This is a genomic window from Streptomyces sp. NPDC059853 (assembly GCF_042731495.1).
Taxonomy (GTDB): Bacteria; Actinomycetota; Actinomycetes; order Streptomycetales; family Streptomycetaceae; genus Streptomyces.
Genome location: NZ_JBHWJL010000015.1, coordinates 1 through 18,102 on the forward strand (window position 1 = coordinate 1; position 18,102 = coordinate 18,102).

Consider the following 18,102-nt stretch of genomic DNA (forward strand, 5'->3'; position numbering starts at 1 on the left):
GGCACCGCCGTCGGTGTCGGCGTCCGCCGAGGACTGACCGGCCCCCGGGCCGTGGGGGGCCCCGGGGCCCCCCGGGGGGGGGGGGGCCCCCCCGGCCCTGCGGCGCTCAGGCCACCGGGCGGCCCCGCTGGCCGGGCACCCGGGGCGAGAATCCGTCGGTCACCGGCTTGGCGCGGCCGGCCGCCGACTCCTGCTGGCGGGCCCGGTACGCGGCCCGGTAGGCCGCCGGGGAGGCCCCCAGCTGCCGCCGGAAGTGCCCGCGCAGGGCGACCGGGGAGCGGAACCCGCAGCGGCCCGCCACCTCGTCCACCGAGTAGTCGGAGACCTCCAGCAGCCGCTGGGCCTGGAGGACCCGCTGCGTGATCAGCCACTGGAGGGGAGCGCTCCCAGTGAGGGCACGGAAACGCCGGTCGAAGGTGCGGCGGCTCATGTAGGCACGCGCCGCCAGCGTCTCCACGTCGAACTGTTCGTGGAGGTGCTCCAGCGCCCAGGCCACCACTTCGGCCAGCGGGTCGGCGCCGATGTCCTCCGGTAAAGACCGGTCCAGGTGCCGCGGCTGACCGCCGTCGGCGCCGTTGCCGTTCCCCCCTCTCCTCGTGGGCAGCACCAGCCGTCTGGCCAGGGCCGCCGCCGCTTCGGGGCCGTGGTCCATGCGGACGATGTGCAGGCACAGATCGATCCCCGCGGCGGTGCCGGCGGAGGTGAGGATGTCACCGTCGTCGACGAACAGCTCCCGGGGGTCCACGTGGACCGACGGATACCGCTTGGCCAGCGTGGGGGCGTACATCCAGTGGGTCGTCGCCGGTCTGCCGTCCAGCAGACCGGCCGCGCCGAGCGCGAACGCGCCGGTGCACAACCCGACGATACGGGCGCCCTCACTGTGCGCCCGGCGCAGCGCGGCGAGCGCGGCGGCGGGCGGCGGGCCGGTGATGGACCGCCAGGCGGGGACGATGACGGTTCCGGCACGGGAGATGGCTCCCAGGCCGTAGGGCGCGCGCAGTTCCAGTCCGCCGGTGGTGCGCAGCGGCCCCTCCTCCCCGGCGCAGGCCAGCAGGCGGTAGCGCGGGACTCCGGCGTCCTGTCGGTCGACGCCGAAGACGGAGAGCGGGATGGAACTTTCGAACATGGGGCTGCCGCTGAACAGCAACACCGCGACGATCTCGCGGCGGCGCCGGGCAGCGAGCTTGACGGCGGGCTCGGGGCCGTGCGTTGGGTCCTGGCTCATGCTCCTCAGTTCCCTCGGTCGTCGCATCCTCTCGGTCCTGCACGTTTCCCCCGACGTGATTGCCAAGATCGAATCTACTGTGTCGGATGAGGTCGGCGGGACAAGTTCATCACTCGGCGCTAAATCGACATGGCAACGTGGCGCGAAGCAGTCGATCAGGAAGCGTTACACGTACGAGGAGTTGGGGGAAGTGCGCCTTCTCGTCGTGCTCCGCGGCGCCGGTGGCCGGTGGCCCCGGTGCCTCGCCGTTTCCCCGTGGGACCGTGGGGCGGGCGGGGCGGGTGGGCAAGGTGTTTCAGTAGTGGGGAAGTTGGCTGAAAATAAAAGTCGTCAACAAGACCCCCGGCCAGTGATGGGACGTCCCGGCGGGTCGCCGGCAACGTCGCAGACACCGTATCGTTACGCTCCGGCATCGGTCGCACACAAGAGCGCGGCGGCCATTGCGCCCCGCTTCCCCGTGGGGCATGCTGCTCGGTCACGGTTCGCGGGGTTGACAACGGCGTCAGCGGGAACCAGCAATGTACGTCGTACTCTGGAGGTGGGCTTGTGGCTGAGGAAACAGCCTTGACGTGGGCCCTTCCGTGTCCCACACCCGTCCCTGCCGTGCTCACGAGGTTTCCTCGCTGACCGCCCGCCGAGGCACTGATGGCTGGATACGAGCTCCCAGAACCCACGGATCGCAAGCGTCTCGCCGATCCGTCGTCCACCCCCGCGTCCGCCGACGACGAGCGCTACTCCCACGACCCGGCATTTCAGCATGGTGTCGTAGTCGGATTCGACGGTTCGACCACCAGTGAGCGTGCTCTCGCATACGCCATTGGCATGGCCCACCGCGCCGGCTCCGGGCTGATCATCGTTCATGTGGCGAACCGGCTGCCGACCACCGTCTGGGCGGGCTGCGAACCACCCGCCCTGGTGGACATCCCCGATCACCGCACCGAGGTCCTCGGTCTGGAGCTGGCCTGCTCCGACCTGCTGACCGACCTCCCCTGGGTCCTCCTGGAGCGTGGCGGCGACATCTGCCACGAGCTGGAGGAGGTGGGCCAGGAGTACGAGGCGAACGCCATCGTCGTGGGCACCACCCAGGGGCTGCTGGGGCGGCTGTTCGGCTCCGTGTCGGGCCGCCTGGCCCGCCGGGCGCGCCGCCCGGTCATCGTCATCCCCTGACGGCCGCCACCGGACCCGGCCCCCGCCGGTCGCCACCGGCGTCCCGTCCCGGGACCGGTCGCGGTGGCGCGCGGCCCGCTCCGGCGCCGCGTCGTGCCCCGGCGCACCCCGCCCCCGGAGCGCCGGGACGTTTCCGCAAATTACTGGCCCCGGCCGGGTGGATTGTGCGCTTGTGAGGGGCATACAGGGAGCAAGGACCTCGGGCTGCCGCCGGGAGGTGACGGACCCGGCGGCGGCTGTCCCCCACGCCGGCGTAATGGGCGACGCCGGCGCGAGATGGCGGCCCCCGGGGGTGCGTATGGTGGCACGCACCCTCTCCGGGGGCCGCCGCTCTGTGCGCGCGGCGGCGCACGCGGGCCGGCCGGTCACCCGGTCACGCCGTCACCCGGTCACTCCACGGTGACGGACTTCGCCAGGTTGCGCGGCTTGTCGATGTCCCGGCCCAGCGCCAGGGCCGTGTGGTACGCCAGCAGCTGGAGCGGGATGCCCATCAGCACCGGGTCCAGCTCGGGCTCGTTGCGCGGCACCACGATCGTGTCGTCGGCCTTCTCCTGCTCGCTGTGCGCCACCGCCAGGATCCGCCCGCTGCGGGCCTTGATCTCCTCCAGCGTGGCGCGGTTCTTCTCCAGCAGGTCGTCGTCCGGGATGATCGCCACGGTCGGGGTGGCGGGCTCGATCAGCGCCAGCGGGCCGTGCTTCAGCTCGGAGGCCGGGTACGCCTCGGCGTGGATGTAGGAGACCTCCTTGAGCTTGAGCGACGCCTCCTTGGCGACCGGGTAGCCGCGCACCCGCCCGACGAACATCATGCTCTTGGCGTCGGCGAAGTCGGCCGCCAGCTTGGCGATGCGCTGCTCGTCGGCGAGGATCTCGGCGATCTGGGCCGGCAGCTTGCGCAGGCCCTCGATGATCCGCTTGCCGTCCGAGACCGACAGGTCCCGGATCCGGCCCAGGTGGAGGGCGAGCAGCGCGAAGGCGACCGCCGTGTTGGTGAAGCACTTGGTGGACACCACGCACACCTCGGGCCCGGCGTGCACGTACACCCCGCCGTCGGTCTCGCGTGCGATGGCCGAGCCGACCACGTTCACCACACCGAGCACCCGTGCGCCCTTGCGCTTCAGCTCCTGCACGGCGGCGAGTGTGTCGTATGTCTCACCGGACTGGCTGACCGCGATGTACAGGGTGTCGGGATCGACGACCGCGTTCCGGTAGCGGAACTCGCTGGCCGGCTCGGCATCGGCCGGGATCCGGGCCAGCTCCTCGATCAGCTGGGCGCCGATCTGCCCGGCGTGGTAGGCGGAGCCGCAGCCCAGGATCTTCACCCGGCGCATGGTGCGCGCCTCGCGGGCGTCCAGATTGAGGCCGCCGAGCCGCACCGTCGCGAACCGGTCGTCGATCCGGCCGCGCAGCACCCGGTCCACGGCCTCGGCCTGCTCGGCGATCTCCTTGTGCATGTAGGTGTCGTGGCCGCCCATGTCGTAGCTCTCGGCCTCCCACTCGACGGTGGTGGGCGAGGCGGCGGTGCGGGAGCCGTCGGTGGTGTAGGTGCGGTAGTCGTCCGCCTTGAGGGTGGCCATCTCGCCGTCGTCCAGCGTGATCACCTGGCGGGTGTGGCTGATGAGCGCCGCCACGTCGGAGGCGACGAACATCTCCTTCTCGCCGATGCCCAGCACCACGGGGGAGCCGTTGCGGGCGACCACGATGCGGTCGGGGAAGTCGGCGTGCAGCACGGCGATGCCGTAGGTGCCCTCGATGTGCCGCAGCGCCTCGCGGACCTTCTCCTCCAGGGTCTGCGACGGGGCGCGGGCGATGAGGTGGGCCAGCACCTCGGTGTCGGTGTCGGAGACCAGTTCGACGCCGTCGGCGGTGAGCTTGGCGCGCAGTTCGCCGGAGTTGTCGATGATGCCGTTGTGGACGACGGCGACCCGCTGCGCGGCGTCGGTGTGCGGGTGCGCGTTGATGTCGTTGGGGGCGCCGTGGGTGGCCCAGCGGGTGTGGGCGATGCCGGTGGTGCCGGTGAAGCGGGCGGGGACCTTGGCCTCCAGGTCGCGGACCCGGCCCTTGTTCTTGACCGTCTTCAGGCCACCGCCCTTGCCACTGCTGTGGATGGCGATACCGGCCGAGTCGTAGCCGCGGTACTCCAGGCGCTGGAGGCCCTCCAGGAGGAGGGGTGCGACATCCCGCTTCCCGATATATCCGACGATTCCACACATAAGGGGTGTCCTCCTGGCTGGGTTGGTTCCTGTTGCGGGCCGCAGTGCGCACTCGGTGGACGGCGCTCAGCCGTACACGATCCGCCGCAGCTGCCGTACCGACAGTCGCGGCGGGGCCACCGCGCGATGGGTCAGCTCCTCGGCGATCCGCGCGAAGATCACCGGATTGGTCAGTCCCCGCCCCTGCAGTTCGCGGTGGCGGCGGCGGGTGTACTCCTCGATGGTCTCGTCGAAGTACGCCAGCACGTCGAGGACGACACGCGCGGCCTCGCCCCGGGCGAGCGGCGTGCTGCGCACCAGGTGGTCCACGAGCTCCTCGTGGGAGGTCCGACGTTCGAGCACCTCTCGATAGTGCGGATCAAGGACGGTTTCCGCAACAAATCTGCCCGATATCGGGCAGGGAGGTGGCGTTTCTCATCCGTTACGGCGCGCTGCGGGCGTCCAGCTCCGGTATGACCAGCGGGGTTCCGGCCACCGGACAGGTGATGACGGCGGCCCGCAGCCCGAACACCTCCCGCACCAGCTCCGGCGTGATCACCTCGGCGGGCGGTCCGGCCGCCGCGACCGTGCCGTCCCGCATGGCGATCACATGATCGGCGTAGCGGCAGGCGAGATTCAGCTCGTGCAGCACCATCACCACGGTGCGGCCGCGCTCGCGGTTCAGCCGGGCGACCAGTTCCAGGACGTCCACCTGGTGGGCGAGGTCCAGATAGGTGGTGGGTTCGTCCAGCAGGAGCACTCCGGTGTCCTGGGCGAGGGCCATCGCGATCCACACCCGCTGCCGCTGGCCGCCGGACAGCTCGTCCAGGGACCGCTCGGCGAGGGCGGTGGCCCCGGTGGCGGCCAGCGCCGCGTCCACGGCCTCCTCGTCGGCGGCCGACCACTGGCGCCACCAGCGCTGGTGCGGGGTACGGCCCCGGGCCACCAGGTCCCGCACGGTGATGCCGTCGGGGGCGGCCGGGGACTGCGGCAGCAGGGCGAGGCGCAGCGCCACGTCGCGGGCGCCGAGCGCGGCGATGTCGCCGCCGTCCAGCAGGACGGAGCCGGCGGCGGGTTTGAGCAGCCGGGCCAGGGCGCGCAGGGCGGTGGACTTGCCGCAGGCGTTGGGGCCGACCAGCACCGTGACCTTGCCGTCCGGGATGCTCAGGTCGAGATCGCGCGCGACCACGTGATCGCCGTACTCCAGCCGCAGCCCGGCGGCGCCGATCCGGGCGGCCCCGGCCTCGGCCCCGTGCTCCGTGCCGGTCCCGGTGGCCTCGGTCTCGGTCTCGGCGGTCATCTCAGCCTCCCCTTCCGGCCCGGTTGGAGCGGGCGAGCAAGTACAGCAGGTACGGGGCGCCCACGGCGCCGGTGACGATGCCGACCGGCAGTTCGGTCGGGGCGAGCACCAGCCGCCCGGCCAGGTCGGCGGCGAGCAGCAGGACGGCGCCCATCAGCCCGGAGGTCACCAGCGGCACCCCGGCGGTGCCGGCCAGCCGCCGGGCGATCTGCGGGGCGCCCAGCGCCACGAAGGCCACCGGGCCGGCCACCGAGGTGGCCACGGCGGCCAGGCAGGTGGCGGCGACCAGCAGCACGATCCGCGCCCGCTGCAGCCGCATGCCCAGGCTGAGGGCGGTGGCGTCGTCGAACTGGAGCAGCTGGTACGCCCGGGCCAGCGCGAGGGTGAGCGGCAGCAGGATCAGCAGCGCGTACCCGATCCACTCCACGTGCGACCAGCTGCGGCCGTTGAGGGATCCGGTGAGCCACACCATGGCGCGGGCCGCCTGGTCGATGTCGGCGCGGGCCAGCATCCAGCGGGTGAGCGCGGCCAGCGCCCCGGCGGCGGCGATGCCCACCAGGACGAAGCGGTAGCCGGTGATGGTGCCGCCCCGGAAGGCGAAGGCGTAGATGAGGGCGGCGGTGAGCAGCGCGCCGCCCAGCGCCCCGTAGGGCACCGCGCCGAAGGTGCCGGCCCCGGCGGCGGTGACCCCGCCGAAGAGGATGGTGGCCACCGCGCCCGCGCCGGCTCCGGCGGAGATCCCGATGAGGTCGGGGGAGGCCAGCGGATTGCGGGTGACGGCCTGGTAGACGGCGCCGGCCAGCCCGAAGGCGATCCCGGCGAGCACGGCGGTGAGGGCGCGCGGCAGCCGCAGGGTGTGGACGACGAGATCGGCGGCGCCGTCGCCGTAGCCGAAGAGGGCGCCCAGGACGTCGTTCAGCGGGACGGCGTAGGTGCCCAGCGCGACCGAGGCGAGGAAGGCGGCGAACCCGGCCGCCAGCAGGGCGGCGCAGGTGAGGGCGGTCCTGGCCGGGACGCGCAGGCCCAGCGGCCCGGCCTCGGCGGTGAGCGCGCGCCGGCGGGGGCGGCGGGTGGCGGCGGGGGCGGTCATCGGGTGTGCTCCCTGAGCTTGCCGCGCTTGACCATGACGGCCAGGAAGGGGGCGCCGATGACGGCGGTGACGACGCCCGCCTCCAGTTCGCCGGGCCGGGCCACCACGCGTCCGATGACGTCGGCGGCCAGCAGCAGGACGCCGCCGCCGAGCGCGGAGCAGGGGATCAGCCAGCGGGCGTCGGGGCCGGTCACGGCGCGCACCAGGTGCGGGACGACGAGGCCGACGAAGGTGACGGGCCCGGCGGCGGCCACGGCGGCGCCGGTGAGCACGATGACGGCCACGGCGCCCAGGGCGCGGGTGGTGCGGACCTTGGCGCCGAGGGTGGTGGCCAGGTCGTCGCCGAGGGCGAGGGCGTTGAGCCGGCCGCTGAGGGCGAGCGCGAGGACCAGTCCGGCGAGGACGAACGGGGCGAGCTGGGGGCCGAGGTCGGCGTCGCGGCCGGCGAGCGAGCCGACCGCCCAGGAGCGGTACTGGTCCAGGGTGTTGACGTCGAGCAGGACCAGGGCGCTGGTGAAGGAGCCCAGGAAGAGGGTGACGGCGGCGCCGGCGAGGGCGAGTTTGGCCGGGGTGGCGCCGCCGTATCCGGTGCCGCCGACGGTGTAGGCGAGGAGTCCGGCGAGGGCGCCGCCGAGGAAGGCGAACCAGATGTACTGGTAGGAGTGGGTGAGGGAGAACAGCCCGATGCCGGCGGCGACGGCGAAGGCCGCTCCGGCGCTGACCCCGATGAGCCCGGGGTCGCCCAGCGGGTTGCGGGTGATGTCCTGGGCGATCGCGCCCGCGGCGCCGAGCGCGAGGCCGACCAGCAGGCCGAGCACCGTACGCGGTACCCGCAGGTCGCGGACGACCACGGCGTCGCCCTCGCGGCTGCCGCCGAGCGCGGCGAACACGTCGCCGAGGGCGATGGACTTGCTGCCGACGGCCAGGGAGGCGAACACGGCGACGACCAGCGCGAGCACCAGCACGGTGAGCGCGACGGTACGGGCGGCGCCGCGCCTCGCGGGCGGTGGCGGGGCCTGGGCCGGTGGCGCCTGGGTGGCGGCGGCTGGGGTGTCGGACACGTCCACAAGGTAAGGCAGACCTGACCTACGCATTTCCCCCACCCCCGTCTTCCCCGGGACACCGGCCGCTGGCTATGCTCACACAGCCTTTACCAAGGCAAGCCTTACCTAATGGAAAAGAGAGTTCCGTGACCACCCTCCTCCGGCGCCGCTGGCGCCACCGCGTCGGCGCGTTCGCGCTGATGACCGCGCTGGCGGCCGGACTGGCCGGCTGCGGGTCCGACAGCTCCGGCAGTCCGTCGGACGACGCGGCGTCCTCGCCCGGCGCCGCCGCGGACGGCGCGTTCCCGCGCACCGTGGCCCACGACAAGGGCGACACCGAGATCCCGGCCAAGCCGCAGCGGATCGTGGCCCTGGACAACAGCCTGGTCGAGGCGGTCGTGGCACTGGACGGCCCGCTGGTCGGCGGCGTCGGCGGCTACCGGAACCTGGACGGCTTCCCCGCGTACCTGGGGGACGCGGTCGCCGACACCGTGGACGTCGGCCCGCTGGAGAGCCCCAACCTCGAAGAGATCATGCGGCTGGAGCCCGACCTGATCGTCTCGGCCACCGTGCGCCACGACGAGCTGTACGAGACGCTGTCGCAGATCGCGCCCACCGTCTTCGTCGCCACCACCGGGCCGACCTGGAAGGACAACATCACCCTGCTCGGCGAGGTCCTCGGCGAGGAGGACGCGGCGGCCGGGCAGTTGTCCGCGTACGAGACACGGGCGGCGGCGATCGGCGAGGCCGTGAACGCCGCGCACGGCGACCCGACCGTCTCCGTCGTCCGCTTCCTGGACGGCCCCACCCGGATCTATCTGCCGCACACCTTCTCCGGCATCATCCTGGCCGACATGGGCCTCGCCCGGCCGGAGAACCAGCGCGATCCCGAGGAGTTCAGCATCGAGATCAGCGAGGAGCAGATCGAGCTGGCCGACGCCGATGTGATCTTCTACACCACTTACGCGGGCGGCGAGGAGCGCAAGGAACGCTTCCTGGCGAACCCGCTGTGGCAGCGGCTCGGCGCGGTCGCCGCCGGGAACGTCCACGAGGTGGAGGACGCGATCTGGATGACCTCGGTCTCCCTCCAGGGAGCGCACCAGGTACTGGACGACATGGCGGAGATCTTCGGCGTGGACACGGCGGAATAGCACGCCTGGGCGGCCGGCGGGCGGAGAATGCGGACATGATCGCCACGCGCTCCGTCCGCCGCCTGCCGGCGGCCGTCCTGCTGCTGCCGGTGCTCGCCCTGCCACTGGCCTCCTGCGGCTCCCCGAGCCCGGCCGAGCCCGCCGCCGAGGTGTCCGAGGAGTCCGGCACGCCCCCGGCGTCCTCCTCCCCCGCCCAGCCGCCACCGGCGGAGTCCCCGGCCGAGACCGGCGCGGACACCGTCTTCCCCGGGGTCGACCCCGGGCTGATCCAGCTGACCGAGATCCCCGGCCACACCCTGGAGCCGGAGTCGGCCGGACCGGTCGGCGAGGGCGGCTGGGGCGTCACCTACGTCTCCGCCTCGGGCTCCGGCTCGACGATCGAACTGCGGGTGGAACGGGCCGAGCCGGGCGCCGCCGACACGGAGATCAGCGCCCACAAGGCGGCGGGCATCACCGAGTTCCACCGGATCGTGGACGGGCTGCGGGTCTCCGTCATCACCACCGACCCGGACGCCGACCCCGACGTGCTGCGCGCGGCCCTGGAGGCCGCCCGTCCCGCCGACGCCGCGGAGGTGGTGAGCGCGCAGCAGGAGGCCGCGCGGGACCTCGCCGCCGAGGGGCAGGCCACGGCCGGGCGGGCCGGGAGCGAGCAGGCCGGCAAGGAACCGGCCTCCGGACCGCAGCCGGAGGGCGTCAGCGGCTAGCGCGGCCCCGGGCCCGGGGCCCGAGCCCGTCAGAGCCGGTTCAGCAGCGCCTTCTTCGCGGCGCCGAACTCCTCGTCGGTCAGCACCCCGGTGTCGTGCAGCTCGCCCAGCTCCCACAGCCGCCGCAGCACGGCGTCCTGCGCGCTGCCGGTGTCGCCGTCCGCCACCGGCGGCAGCGGCTCGGCCACGGCGGGCGGGACCACGGCGGCGGTGCCCTCGGCCGTCGAGGGGTGCGGCAGCGCGGCGGTGAGGGCCGCCACGAACAGCGCCGACTCGGTGACGTCCTTCACCTCGCGCCAGCCCCACATGACCACGCAGTTCGGGTCGTGGGCCGGCTTGGAGGTGGAGTGCGCGCCCTTGGGATGCAGCCGGACGAAGCCGTTCTCTATGCGCGGCGGCGCCCACTCGACCGAGGCCAGGTCGCCGAGCGCGATGACCCGGGCGCCGCTGTTCTTCTTGATGTCGTCCGCGCCCCAGCCCCAGTCGATGCGGATCCGCTGCCCGTCGAAGGTGGCCTCACCGTCCGAGGCGTGCAGCGTGATCGGCGTCTCCGGCCCCGGGAGCAGATAGTGGTCGGTCGGGGTGGCGGGCACCCGCTCCGTCTCCAGCGCCGCCCGGATCTCGGCCGCCAGTTCCCTGGCGGCGTCCGCCCGCTCGTGCGGCACCTCCAGCAGATACGGGTCGGCCGCCGCCGGCAGCTTGCCGCCGGTCGCCTGGGTGAGCGGGTCCGCGCCCTCCCGCAGGCTCAGCCGCAGCCTGTCGTGCTTGCGCCCCGGTTCGAAGGAGACGCCCGCCACCGCCTCCAGCGGCACGGTCAGCTCCCCGAGGGCGGTCCGCAGCGCATGCACCCCCTTCCCGTGCCCGGGGACGATGCGCAGCACCGAGCCGTCGAAATACCAGTTCCCGGCTCGCTGGGTGATCTCAGCCATGCCTCCAGATTGTGCCAGCAGCCCGCGAACGCAAAATTCCGCCCTCGGTCAGCCGCCGCGGTGACCGGATCCGGACACCGGCGGCCCGCATATGACCGCCGCACGCGCGCCCCGGAACCGGCCGTTCCGGGGCGTCGCCGCCCGTCCGCTACGCGCGTCCCAGGCCGAGTTCGCGGGCGATGAGCATGCGCTGGACCTCGCTGGTGCCCTCGCCGATCTCCAGGATCTTGCTGTCCCGCCACATGCGGGCCACCGGGTACTCGTTCATGAAGCCGTAGCCGCCGTGGATCTGGGTGGCCTCGCGGGCGTTGGTCACCGCCACGTCGGAGGAGTACAGCTTGGCCATCGCCGCCTCCTTCTTGAACGGCTCGCCCGCCAGCAGCCGGGAGGCGGCGTCCCGCCACGCCACCCGGGCGGTGTGGGCGCGCATCTCCATGTCGGCGAGCTTGAACTGGATGGCCTGGTTGGCGCCGATGGGGCGGCCGAACGCCTCCCGTTCCCCGGCGTAGCGCACCGACTCGTCCACGCAGCCCTGCGCGAGCCCGGTGGCCAGCGCCGAGATCGCGATCCGGCCCTCGTCCAGGATCCGCAGGAACTGGGCGTAGCCGCGTCCCTCCTCGCCCAGCAGGTTGGCGGCGGGCACCCGGACGTCGCTGAAGGACAGTTCGCGGGTGTCGGAGGCGTTCCAGCCGACCTTGGAGTACGGGGCGGCGACGGTGAATCCGGGGGTGCCGGAGGGGACGATGATGGTGGAGATCAGCGGAGCGCCGTCCTCGGTGCGGCCGGTGACGGCGGTGACGGTGACCAGGCCGGTGATGTCGGTGCCGGAGTTGGTGATGAAGCACTTGGTGCCGTTGATCACCCAGCTGTCCCCGTCCCGCACCGCAGTGGTACGGGTGCCCCCCGCGTCGGAGCCGAAGCCCGGCTCCGTCAGCCCGAAGGCGCCCAGCATCTCGCCGGAGCAGAGCTTCGGCAGCCACTCCCGCTTCTGCTCCTCGGTGCCGTACCGGTACAGCGGCATCGCGCCGAGCGAGACGCCCGCCTCCAGGGTGATGGCCACCGAGGAGTCCACCCGGGCCAGTTCCTCCAGGGCCAGGCACAGCGCCAGGTAGTCACCGCCCATGCCGCCGTACTCCTCCGGGAACGGCAGCCCGAACAGGCCCATGGCGGCCATCTCGCGCACGATGTCGTAGGGGAAGGCGTGCCGCTCGTAGTAGGCGCCGATGCGCGGGGCGACCACGTCGTGGGCGAACGCCTCCACGGTGCGGCGCAGTTCCTCGTGCTCGGGGGTCAGACGGTGGTCCAGTGCCATGGGTCAGGACTCCTTGTGGGAGAGCGCGCGGACGGTGCGCGACGGGCTGGGCCGGCCGAGGTGTGCGGCCAGCCAGTCACTGGTGGCGGCGAGCCGCCGCAGGTCGACGCCGGTGTCGATGCCCAGGCCCTGGAGCATCCACAGCAGGTCCTCGGTGGCCAGGTTGCCCGTGGCGCTCTGGGCGAACGGGCAGCCGCCGAGCCCGCCGGCGGAGGCGTCGACGGTGGTGACGCCGTGCCGCAGGGCGGTGAGGGTGTTGGACAGGGCCTGGCCGTAGGTGTCGTGGAAGTGGACGGCCAGCCGCGCCGCCGGGACCCCGGCGTCGTTCAGCGCGGTGAGCAGGGCGGCCACATGGCCCGGGGTGGCCACCCCGATGGTGTCGCCGAGGCTGAGCTCGGCGCAGCCGAGTTCCAGCAGCCGCAGGGCGACCCGGACCACCTGGGCTGGGGGGACCCGGCCCTCCCAGGGGTCGCCGAAGCACATGGAGAGGTAGCCGCGCACCGGGACCTCGGCGCGCAGCGCGCGGCTCACCACCGGCTCGAACAGGGTGAGGCTCTCCTCCACGGTGCGGTTGAGGTTGGCCCGGGCGAAGGACTCGGTGACGCTGGCGAACACGGCGACCTCGCGGACGCCGAGGGCGAGGGCCCGCTCCAGGCCGCGTTCGTTGGGGACCAGGACCGGCAGCCGCACCCCGCGCTCGCCGAGGTCGCCGAGCAGCGGCATCAGCTCGGCGGCGTCGGCGAGCTGGGGGACCAGGTCGGGGCGGACGAAGCTGGTGGCCTCGATGGTGGTGAGCCCGGCGTCGGCCAGCCGGTGGATGAACTCCGCCTTGACGTCGACGGGTACCCGGGACGGCTCGTTCTGCAGTCCGTCGCGCGGGCCCACCTCGTGGATGCGGATCCGGCGCGGCAGCGTGTCGTCGGGGAAGGGCATGGGGAGTGCGCCGGTCACGGGGTCTCCTCGTCCTGGTGGGCGGCGACCTGGGCCAGCACCTGGTCCATGGCGACGGTGGTGCCGGGGGTGACGTCGAGGGCGGTGACGGTGCCGGCGTGCGGGGCGGTGATCAGGTGCTCCATCTTCATGGCCTCGACCACCAGCAGGCTCTGTCCGGCGGTGACCCGGTCCCCGACGGCGGCCTTGACCACGGTGACGGTGCCGGGCATGGGCGCGGTGAGGGTGTCGGTGCCGGTCTCGGCGGCGGCACCGCCGGCCCCGGCGAGGGGGTCGTGGGTGCGCAGCTGCCAGGTGTCGCCGTCCCGGCCCAGCCACAGGCCGTCGGGAGGCTCCGGCGCCCACGCGAAGTGATACGTGTACCCCGCGTACTCCAGGTGGACGTCCCCGTCCCCGCCGCCGGTGAGCAGCCGGGCGGGCACCGGGTCGCCGTCCCCGATCCGTACCTCGCCGGGCCGTACCCGGACGGTGACGGCCTCCCGCCCCGGGACCCGCAGCGGGTGCGCGGTCCAGGCCGGCGCGTCGCCGAGCCGCCACCCCGAGGGCACCGCGAACGGGTCGATCCAGCCGGTGCCCGGGTCGGCGGCCGGCTCCAGCGCGGAGTGCCGCAGCAGCGCCGCCGCCGCGTACACCTCGTCCGGCACGTGCCGGGGCACCAGCTCCGGGGCCGCAGCGTCCACCAGACCGGTGTCCAGTTCCCCGGCCGCGACCCGCTCGTGGGCCAGCAGCCGGCGCAGGAACCCGGCGTTGGTGTCCACCCCCAGCACCACCGTCTCCCCCAGCGCCGCGCGCAGCCGGCGCAGCGCGGTGGGCCGGTCGGGGCCGTACGCGACGATCTTGGCGAGCATCGGGTCGTACGCGGTGCCCACCTCGTCGCCCCCGGCGCCGCCCGACAGCCCGGAGTCGACCCGTACCCCCTCCCCCGCGGGCTCGCGCAGCAGCCGGACCCGGCCGGCCGAGGGCAGGAAGTCCACCCGGGAGCCGTCCTCCGCGACCCGCGCGCTCTCCGCGCACAGCCGGGCCTCCACGGCGTGCCCGGTCAGCGTGACCGCGTCCTGGCGCAGCGGCAGCGGCTGGCCCGCGGCGATCCGCAGCTGCCACTCCACCAGGTCGAGGCCGGTGACGAGTTCGGTGACGGGGTGTTCGACCTGGAGGCGGGTGTTCATCTCCATGAAGCAGTACGCGCCCGGGTCGGCGCCGGGGACGATGAACTCCACGGTGCCGGCGCCCCGGTAGCCGCAGGAGCGGGCGGCGGCGACGGCGGCCTCGCCCATCGCGGCCCGGGTGGCGGCGTCCAGCAGCGGGCTGGGCGCCTCCTCGACGATCTTCTGGTGCCGGCGCTGGAGGGAGCATTCGCGCTCCCCCAGGTGGAGGACGGTGCCGTGGCCGTCGGCGAGCACCTGGATCTCGATGTGCCGGGGCGCCTCGATCCACCGCTCCACCAGCAGGGTGTCGTCGCCGAAGGCGGCCAGCGCCTGCCGCCGGGCGGCGGCGATCTCCTCCTCCAGGGCGGCCTCCTCGCGCACCAGCCGCATGCCCTTGCCGCCGCCGCCCGCCGAGGGCTTGAGCAGCACCGGCATGCCCAGCTTGCGGGCCTCGGCGGCCAGTTCGGTGCCGGAGGCGCCCGGGACCACCGGGACCCCGGCCGCCGCCACCGTCTCCTTGGCGCGGATCTTGTCGCCCATCAGCGCGATGGCGTCGGCGGGCGGGCCGACGAAGACGAGTCCCGCGCCGGTCACCGCGCGGGCGAAGGCGGCGTTCTCGGCGAGGAACCCGTAGCCGGGGTGCACCGCCTGGGCGCCGGTGCGGCGGGCGGCGTTCAGCAGCGCCTCCACCGACAGATAGCTGTCGGCGGCCGGCGCGGGCCCGATCCGTACCGCCGCGTCCGCCTCGCGCACGTGCCGCGCGCCGGCGTCCGCGTCGCTGTACACGGCGACGGCGCGGATGCCGAGCCGGCGCAGGGTGCGGATGATCCGTACCGCGATCTCGCCCCGGTTGGCGACGAGCACACTGTCCATCAGCGCGTTCACTGCTGCTCCTCCCTCACATCCGGAAGACGCCGTAGCCGGGTTCGCCCAGCGGCGCGCCCGCGCACACGGTGAGCGCGAGACCGAGGACCGTACGGGTCTGGAGCGGGTCGATGACCCCGTCGTCCCAGAGCCGGGCGGTGGCGTAGTAGGCGTTGCCCTGGGCCTCGTAGCCGGCCCTGATGGGCTCCTTGAACGCCTCCTCCTCGGCGGCCGGCCACTCCTCGCCCCGGGCCGCGAGCTGGTCGCGCTTGACGGTGGCCAGCACGGAGGCGGCCTGTTCGCCGCCCATCACGGAGATCTTGGCGCCGGGCCACATCCACAGGAACCGGGGGCTGTAGGCCCGGCCGCACATCGAGTAGTTGCCGGCGCCGTAGCTGCCGCCGATGACGACGGTGAGCTTGGGGACACGGGCGCAGGAGACGGCGGTGACCATCTTGGCGCCGTGCTTGGCGATGCCGCCCGCCTCGTAGGCGCGGCCGACCATGAAGCCGGAGACGTTCTGGAGGAAGAGCAGCGGGATGCCGCGCTGGTCGCACAGCTCGATGAAGTGGGCGCCCTTCTGGGCGGACTCGGAGAACAGGATGCCGTTGTTGGCGATGACGCCGACCGGGTGACCGTGGATGCGGGCGAACCCGGTGACCAGGGTGGGCCCGTAGCGCTCCTTGAACTCGTGGAAGCGGGAGCCGTCCACCAGCCGGGCGATGACCTCGCGCACGTCGTAGGGGATCCGGGGGTCGGTGGGCACCACGCCGTACAGGCCCGCCTCGTCGACGGCGGGCGGCTCGGGTGCGGTGACCTCCCAGGGCGGGGCAGGCGCGGCGGGCAGGGTGGCGACGATGTCGCGGACGATGCGCAGCGCGTGGGCGTCGTTGTCGGCGAGGTGGTCGGTGACGCCGGAGGTCCTGGTGTGGACGTCGCCGCCGCCCAGTTCCTCGGCGGTGACGACCTCGCCGGTGGCGGCCTTCACCAGCGGCGGGCCGCCGAGGAAGATGGTGCCCTGGTCGCGGACGATGACGGCCTCGTCGCTCATGGCGGGCACATAGGCGCCGCCCGCGGTGCAGGAGCCGAGGACGGCCGCGATCTGCGGGACGCCGGCGGCGGAGAGCCGGGCCTGGTGGTAGAAGATCCGGCCGAAGTGGTCGCGGTCGGGGAAGACCTCGTCCTGGAGTGGCAGGAACGCGCCGCCGGAGTCGACCAGGTACAGACAGGGCAGCCGGTTCTCCAGGGCGATCTCCTGGGCCCGCAGATGCTTCTTCACGGTCATCGGGAAGTACGCGCCGCCCTTGACGGTGGCGTCGTTGGCGACGATAACGGTCTGCCGCCCGCCGACCCGGCCGATGCCGGCGATCACCCCGGCGGCCGGGGCCTGGCCGTCGTACATGCCGTCGGCGGCGAGCGGGGCCAGTTCCAGGAACGGCGATCCGGGGTCCAGGAGCGCGTCGACGCGGTCGCGCGGCAGCAGCTTGCCGCGCGCGGTGTGCCGGGCGCGGGCGCGTTCGCCGCCGCCGAGCCGGGCGGCGGCGAGCTTCTCGCGCAGCCGGGCGGCCAGCTCCCGGTGGGCGGCCTCGTTGGCGCGGTACGCCGCCGAGGCGGGGTCGGCGGCGCTGCGGAGCACCGGGGCCTGGGCCTGCCGGACGTTCACTCGGCCTCCCTTACCAGCTGTGCGGAATGGTGTGCCGAGCGTCAGGTTAACGCTCGCTAACCGGGCTGTCTACAATCGGTTCATGAACACGCATGCCGGCACCCGCAGAGAACAGATCCTGCGCGAGGCGTCCCGGCTCTTCGCCGAGCACGGCTTTCTCGGCATCGGGGTCGATCAGATAGGAGCGGCGGTCGGCATCAGCGGACCGGCGCTGTACCGGCACTTCGCGGGCAAGGAGGCGATGCTCACCGAACTGCTGGTGGGCATCAGCAGCCGGCTGCGGGACGGCGGGCGGCAGCGGGTCGCCGAGGCCAGGGCGGCGGGGCTCGCCCCGGCCGACGCGCTGGACGCGCTGATCGGCGGGCACATCGACTTCGCCCTGGACGACCGGGCGCTGATCATCCTGCACGACCGCGAGCTGAACCGGGTGCCGGAGGCCGACCGCAAACAGGTGCGCCAGTTGCAGCGGCAGTACGTGGAACTGTGGGTGGAGGTCGTCCGCGAGGTGTATCCGGGGCTGGCGGAGCGGGCGGCGCGGGCGGCCGTGCACGCCGTGTTCGGGCTGCTGAACTCCACCCCGCACCTGGTACGCCCCGGCGCCGCCCACGACCGCGAGGAGACGGCCGCGCTGCTGCACCGGCTGGCCACCGGCGCCTTCGCGGCGGCGGGCGCGGCGGACGTACCGGTGGTGGCCGGGAGCTAGGCCCCGGTTCCGGTTCCAGCAGCCCCGGCCCCGGCCCCGGTTCCGGCCGCCGGGCGGGCCGGCGGGCCGAGCAGTTCCAGGGCGAGCGCCCGGGCGGCGTCCGTCAGCTCGTCGTCCGTGGCCTCCAGGCCCCGCCCGGCCATCAGGCACATCTGGACACTGAGCAGCGCCACCCGGGTGCGCAGTTGCTCGGCCACCGGGGCGTCCGGGTCGGTGATGGCGTCCAGCAGCACCTGGAACCGTTCGAAGGCGCCCTCCCGGCGCGGCTTCAGCTCGCGCAGCACATGCTGGTTGGCCATCGCGAACCGGAATAGCCGCACCCCCAGCTCGGAGCTCAGCGCGACCCAGCGCTCGACGACCTCACGGGGCAGCCCGGGGCCCGGCGGCTGGTCCGCCACCCAGTCGATGAGGTCGTCCACCGCGGCCATCTGCCGGCCGAACAGGGAGACGACGATGTCCTCTTTGTTCTTGAAGTGGTAGTACAGGGCGGCCTTGGTGATGTGCAGCCGCTCGGCGATCTCCCGCATCGAGGTGGCCTCGTACCCCTGCTCGGTGAACAGGGTCAGCGCCACCTCCTGGATCCGCGCCTTGGTGTCCTGCCCCGAGCGGCGCCCCGCGCCTGTCATGACTACCGCCCTCCGCCGTTTCTTGACCCGGCCTTGCCCG

At 73.6% G+C, this 18,102-nt stretch carries 16 protein-coding genes; 4 read left to right on the forward strand and 12 right to left on the reverse strand.

The features are described from left to right. Nucleotides 1-106: 106 nt before the first annotated feature. The gene (locus ACFV5N_RS03065) at nucleotides 107-1,225 is read right to left on the reverse strand and encodes a GlxA family transcriptional regulator (protein WP_385593250.1); all 1,119 of its coding nucleotides are present in this window, start codon (nucleotides 1,223-1,225) and stop codon (nucleotides 107-109) included. A 645-nt stretch (nucleotides 1,226-1,870) separates the two neighbouring features. Here ACFV5N_RS03065 and ACFV5N_RS03070 point away from each other — a divergent pair. Then, nucleotides 1,871-2,392, forward strand: a complete 522-nt coding sequence (locus ACFV5N_RS03070; RefSeq protein ID WP_385593253.1) for a universal stress protein — start codon at nucleotides 1,871-1,873, stop codon at nucleotides 2,390-2,392. Between the two features lie 389 nt (nucleotides 2,393-2,781). Here ACFV5N_RS03070 and glmS read toward each other — a convergent pair whose 3' ends face one another. From glmS to ACFV5N_RS03095, 5 genes are all read right to left on the reverse strand, one after another. Then, complete coding sequence (gene glmS / locus ACFV5N_RS03075) at nucleotides 2,782-4,602, reverse strand: glutamine--fructose-6-phosphate transaminase (isomerizing) (RefSeq protein ID WP_385593255.1); 1,821 nt, start codon at nucleotides 4,600-4,602, stop codon at nucleotides 2,782-2,784. Nucleotides 4,603-4,668: 66 nt separating this feature from the next. Next, entirely contained in the window at nucleotides 4,669-4,944 is a 276-nt protein-coding gene (locus ACFV5N_RS03080) for a hypothetical protein (protein ID WP_385593258.1), read from the reverse strand. Between the two features lie 79 nt (nucleotides 4,945-5,023). After that, nucleotides 5,024-5,881 (reverse strand): ABC transporter ATP-binding protein, encoded by an 858-nt coding sequence (locus ACFV5N_RS03085; protein ID WP_385593260.1) that lies wholly within the window; start codon nucleotides 5,879-5,881, stop codon nucleotides 5,024-5,026. 1 nt (nucleotide 5,882) lies between these two features. Then, the gene (locus tag ACFV5N_RS03090) at nucleotides 5,883-6,971 is read right to left on the reverse strand and encodes a FecCD family ABC transporter permease (RefSeq protein ID WP_385593263.1); all 1,089 of its coding nucleotides are present in this window, start codon (nucleotides 6,969-6,971) and stop codon (nucleotides 5,883-5,885) included. After that, a complete protein-coding gene (locus ACFV5N_RS03095; protein WP_385593266.1) occupies nucleotides 6,968-8,038 on the reverse strand; it encodes a FecCD family ABC transporter permease in 1,071 nt (356 codons plus the stop codon). Before ACFV5N_RS03095 ends, ACFV5N_RS03090 begins: the two co-directional genes overlap by 4 nt. A gap of 122 nt (nucleotides 8,039-8,160) precedes the next feature. On the opposite strand from ACFV5N_RS03095, the gene ACFV5N_RS03100 reads away from it, so the two are divergent. After that, nucleotides 8,161-9,165, forward strand: coding sequence for an ABC transporter substrate-binding protein (locus ACFV5N_RS03100; protein ID WP_385593269.1), 1,005 nt, complete (start codon nucleotides 8,161-8,163; stop codon nucleotides 9,163-9,165). Nucleotides 9,166-9,200: 35 nt separating this feature from the next. Further along, nucleotides 9,201-9,869, forward strand: a complete 669-nt coding sequence (locus ACFV5N_RS03105; protein ID WP_385593272.1) for a hypothetical protein — start codon at nucleotides 9,201-9,203, stop codon at nucleotides 9,867-9,869. A gap of 29 nt (nucleotides 9,870-9,898) precedes the next feature. On the opposite strand, the gene ACFV5N_RS03110 is transcribed toward ACFV5N_RS03105, so the two are convergent. From ACFV5N_RS03110 to ACFV5N_RS03130, 5 genes are all read right to left on the reverse strand, one after another. Beyond that, nucleotides 9,899-10,798: a DUF4429 domain-containing protein gene (locus ACFV5N_RS03110; RefSeq protein ID WP_385593275.1), complete on the reverse strand. Its 900-nt coding sequence runs from the start codon at nucleotides 10,796-10,798 to the stop codon at nucleotides 9,899-9,901. Nucleotides 10,799-10,946: 148 nt separating this feature from the next. Further along, the gene (locus ACFV5N_RS03115; RefSeq protein ID WP_385593278.1) at nucleotides 10,947-12,110 is read right to left on the reverse strand and encodes an acyl-CoA dehydrogenase family protein; all 1,164 of its coding nucleotides are present in this window, start codon (nucleotides 12,108-12,110) and stop codon (nucleotides 10,947-10,949) included. Between the two features lie 3 nt (nucleotides 12,111-12,113). Further along, nucleotides 12,114-13,043 (reverse strand): hydroxymethylglutaryl-CoA lyase, encoded by a 930-nt coding sequence (locus ACFV5N_RS03120; RefSeq protein ID WP_385593337.1) that lies wholly within the window; start codon nucleotides 13,041-13,043, stop codon nucleotides 12,114-12,116. A 14-nt stretch (nucleotides 13,044-13,057) separates the two neighbouring features. Then, a complete protein-coding gene (locus ACFV5N_RS03125; RefSeq protein ID WP_385593340.1) occupies nucleotides 13,058-15,082 on the reverse strand; it encodes an acetyl/propionyl/methylcrotonyl-CoA carboxylase subunit alpha in 2,025 nt (674 codons plus the stop codon). A 22-nt stretch (nucleotides 15,083-15,104) separates the two neighbouring features. Next, nucleotides 15,105-16,733, reverse strand: a complete 1,629-nt coding sequence (locus tag ACFV5N_RS03130; RefSeq protein ID WP_385593281.1) for a carboxyl transferase domain-containing protein — start codon at nucleotides 16,731-16,733, stop codon at nucleotides 15,105-15,107. Nucleotides 16,734-16,815: 82 nt separating this feature from the next. Here ACFV5N_RS03130 and ACFV5N_RS03135 point away from each other — a divergent pair, with 82 nt between their 5' ends. Beyond that, nucleotides 16,816-17,436 (forward strand): TetR/AcrR family transcriptional regulator, encoded by a 621-nt coding sequence (locus tag ACFV5N_RS03135; protein ID WP_385593283.1) that lies wholly within the window; start codon nucleotides 16,816-16,818, stop codon nucleotides 17,434-17,436. On the opposite strand, the gene ACFV5N_RS03140 is transcribed toward ACFV5N_RS03135, so the two are convergent. Beyond that, complete coding sequence (locus ACFV5N_RS03140) at nucleotides 17,433-18,062, reverse strand: TetR/AcrR family transcriptional regulator (protein ID WP_385593286.1); 630 nt, start codon at nucleotides 18,060-18,062, stop codon at nucleotides 17,433-17,435. The genes ACFV5N_RS03135 and ACFV5N_RS03140 overlap by 4 nt on opposite strands. Between the last annotated feature and the right edge of the window lie 40 nt (nucleotides 18,063-18,102).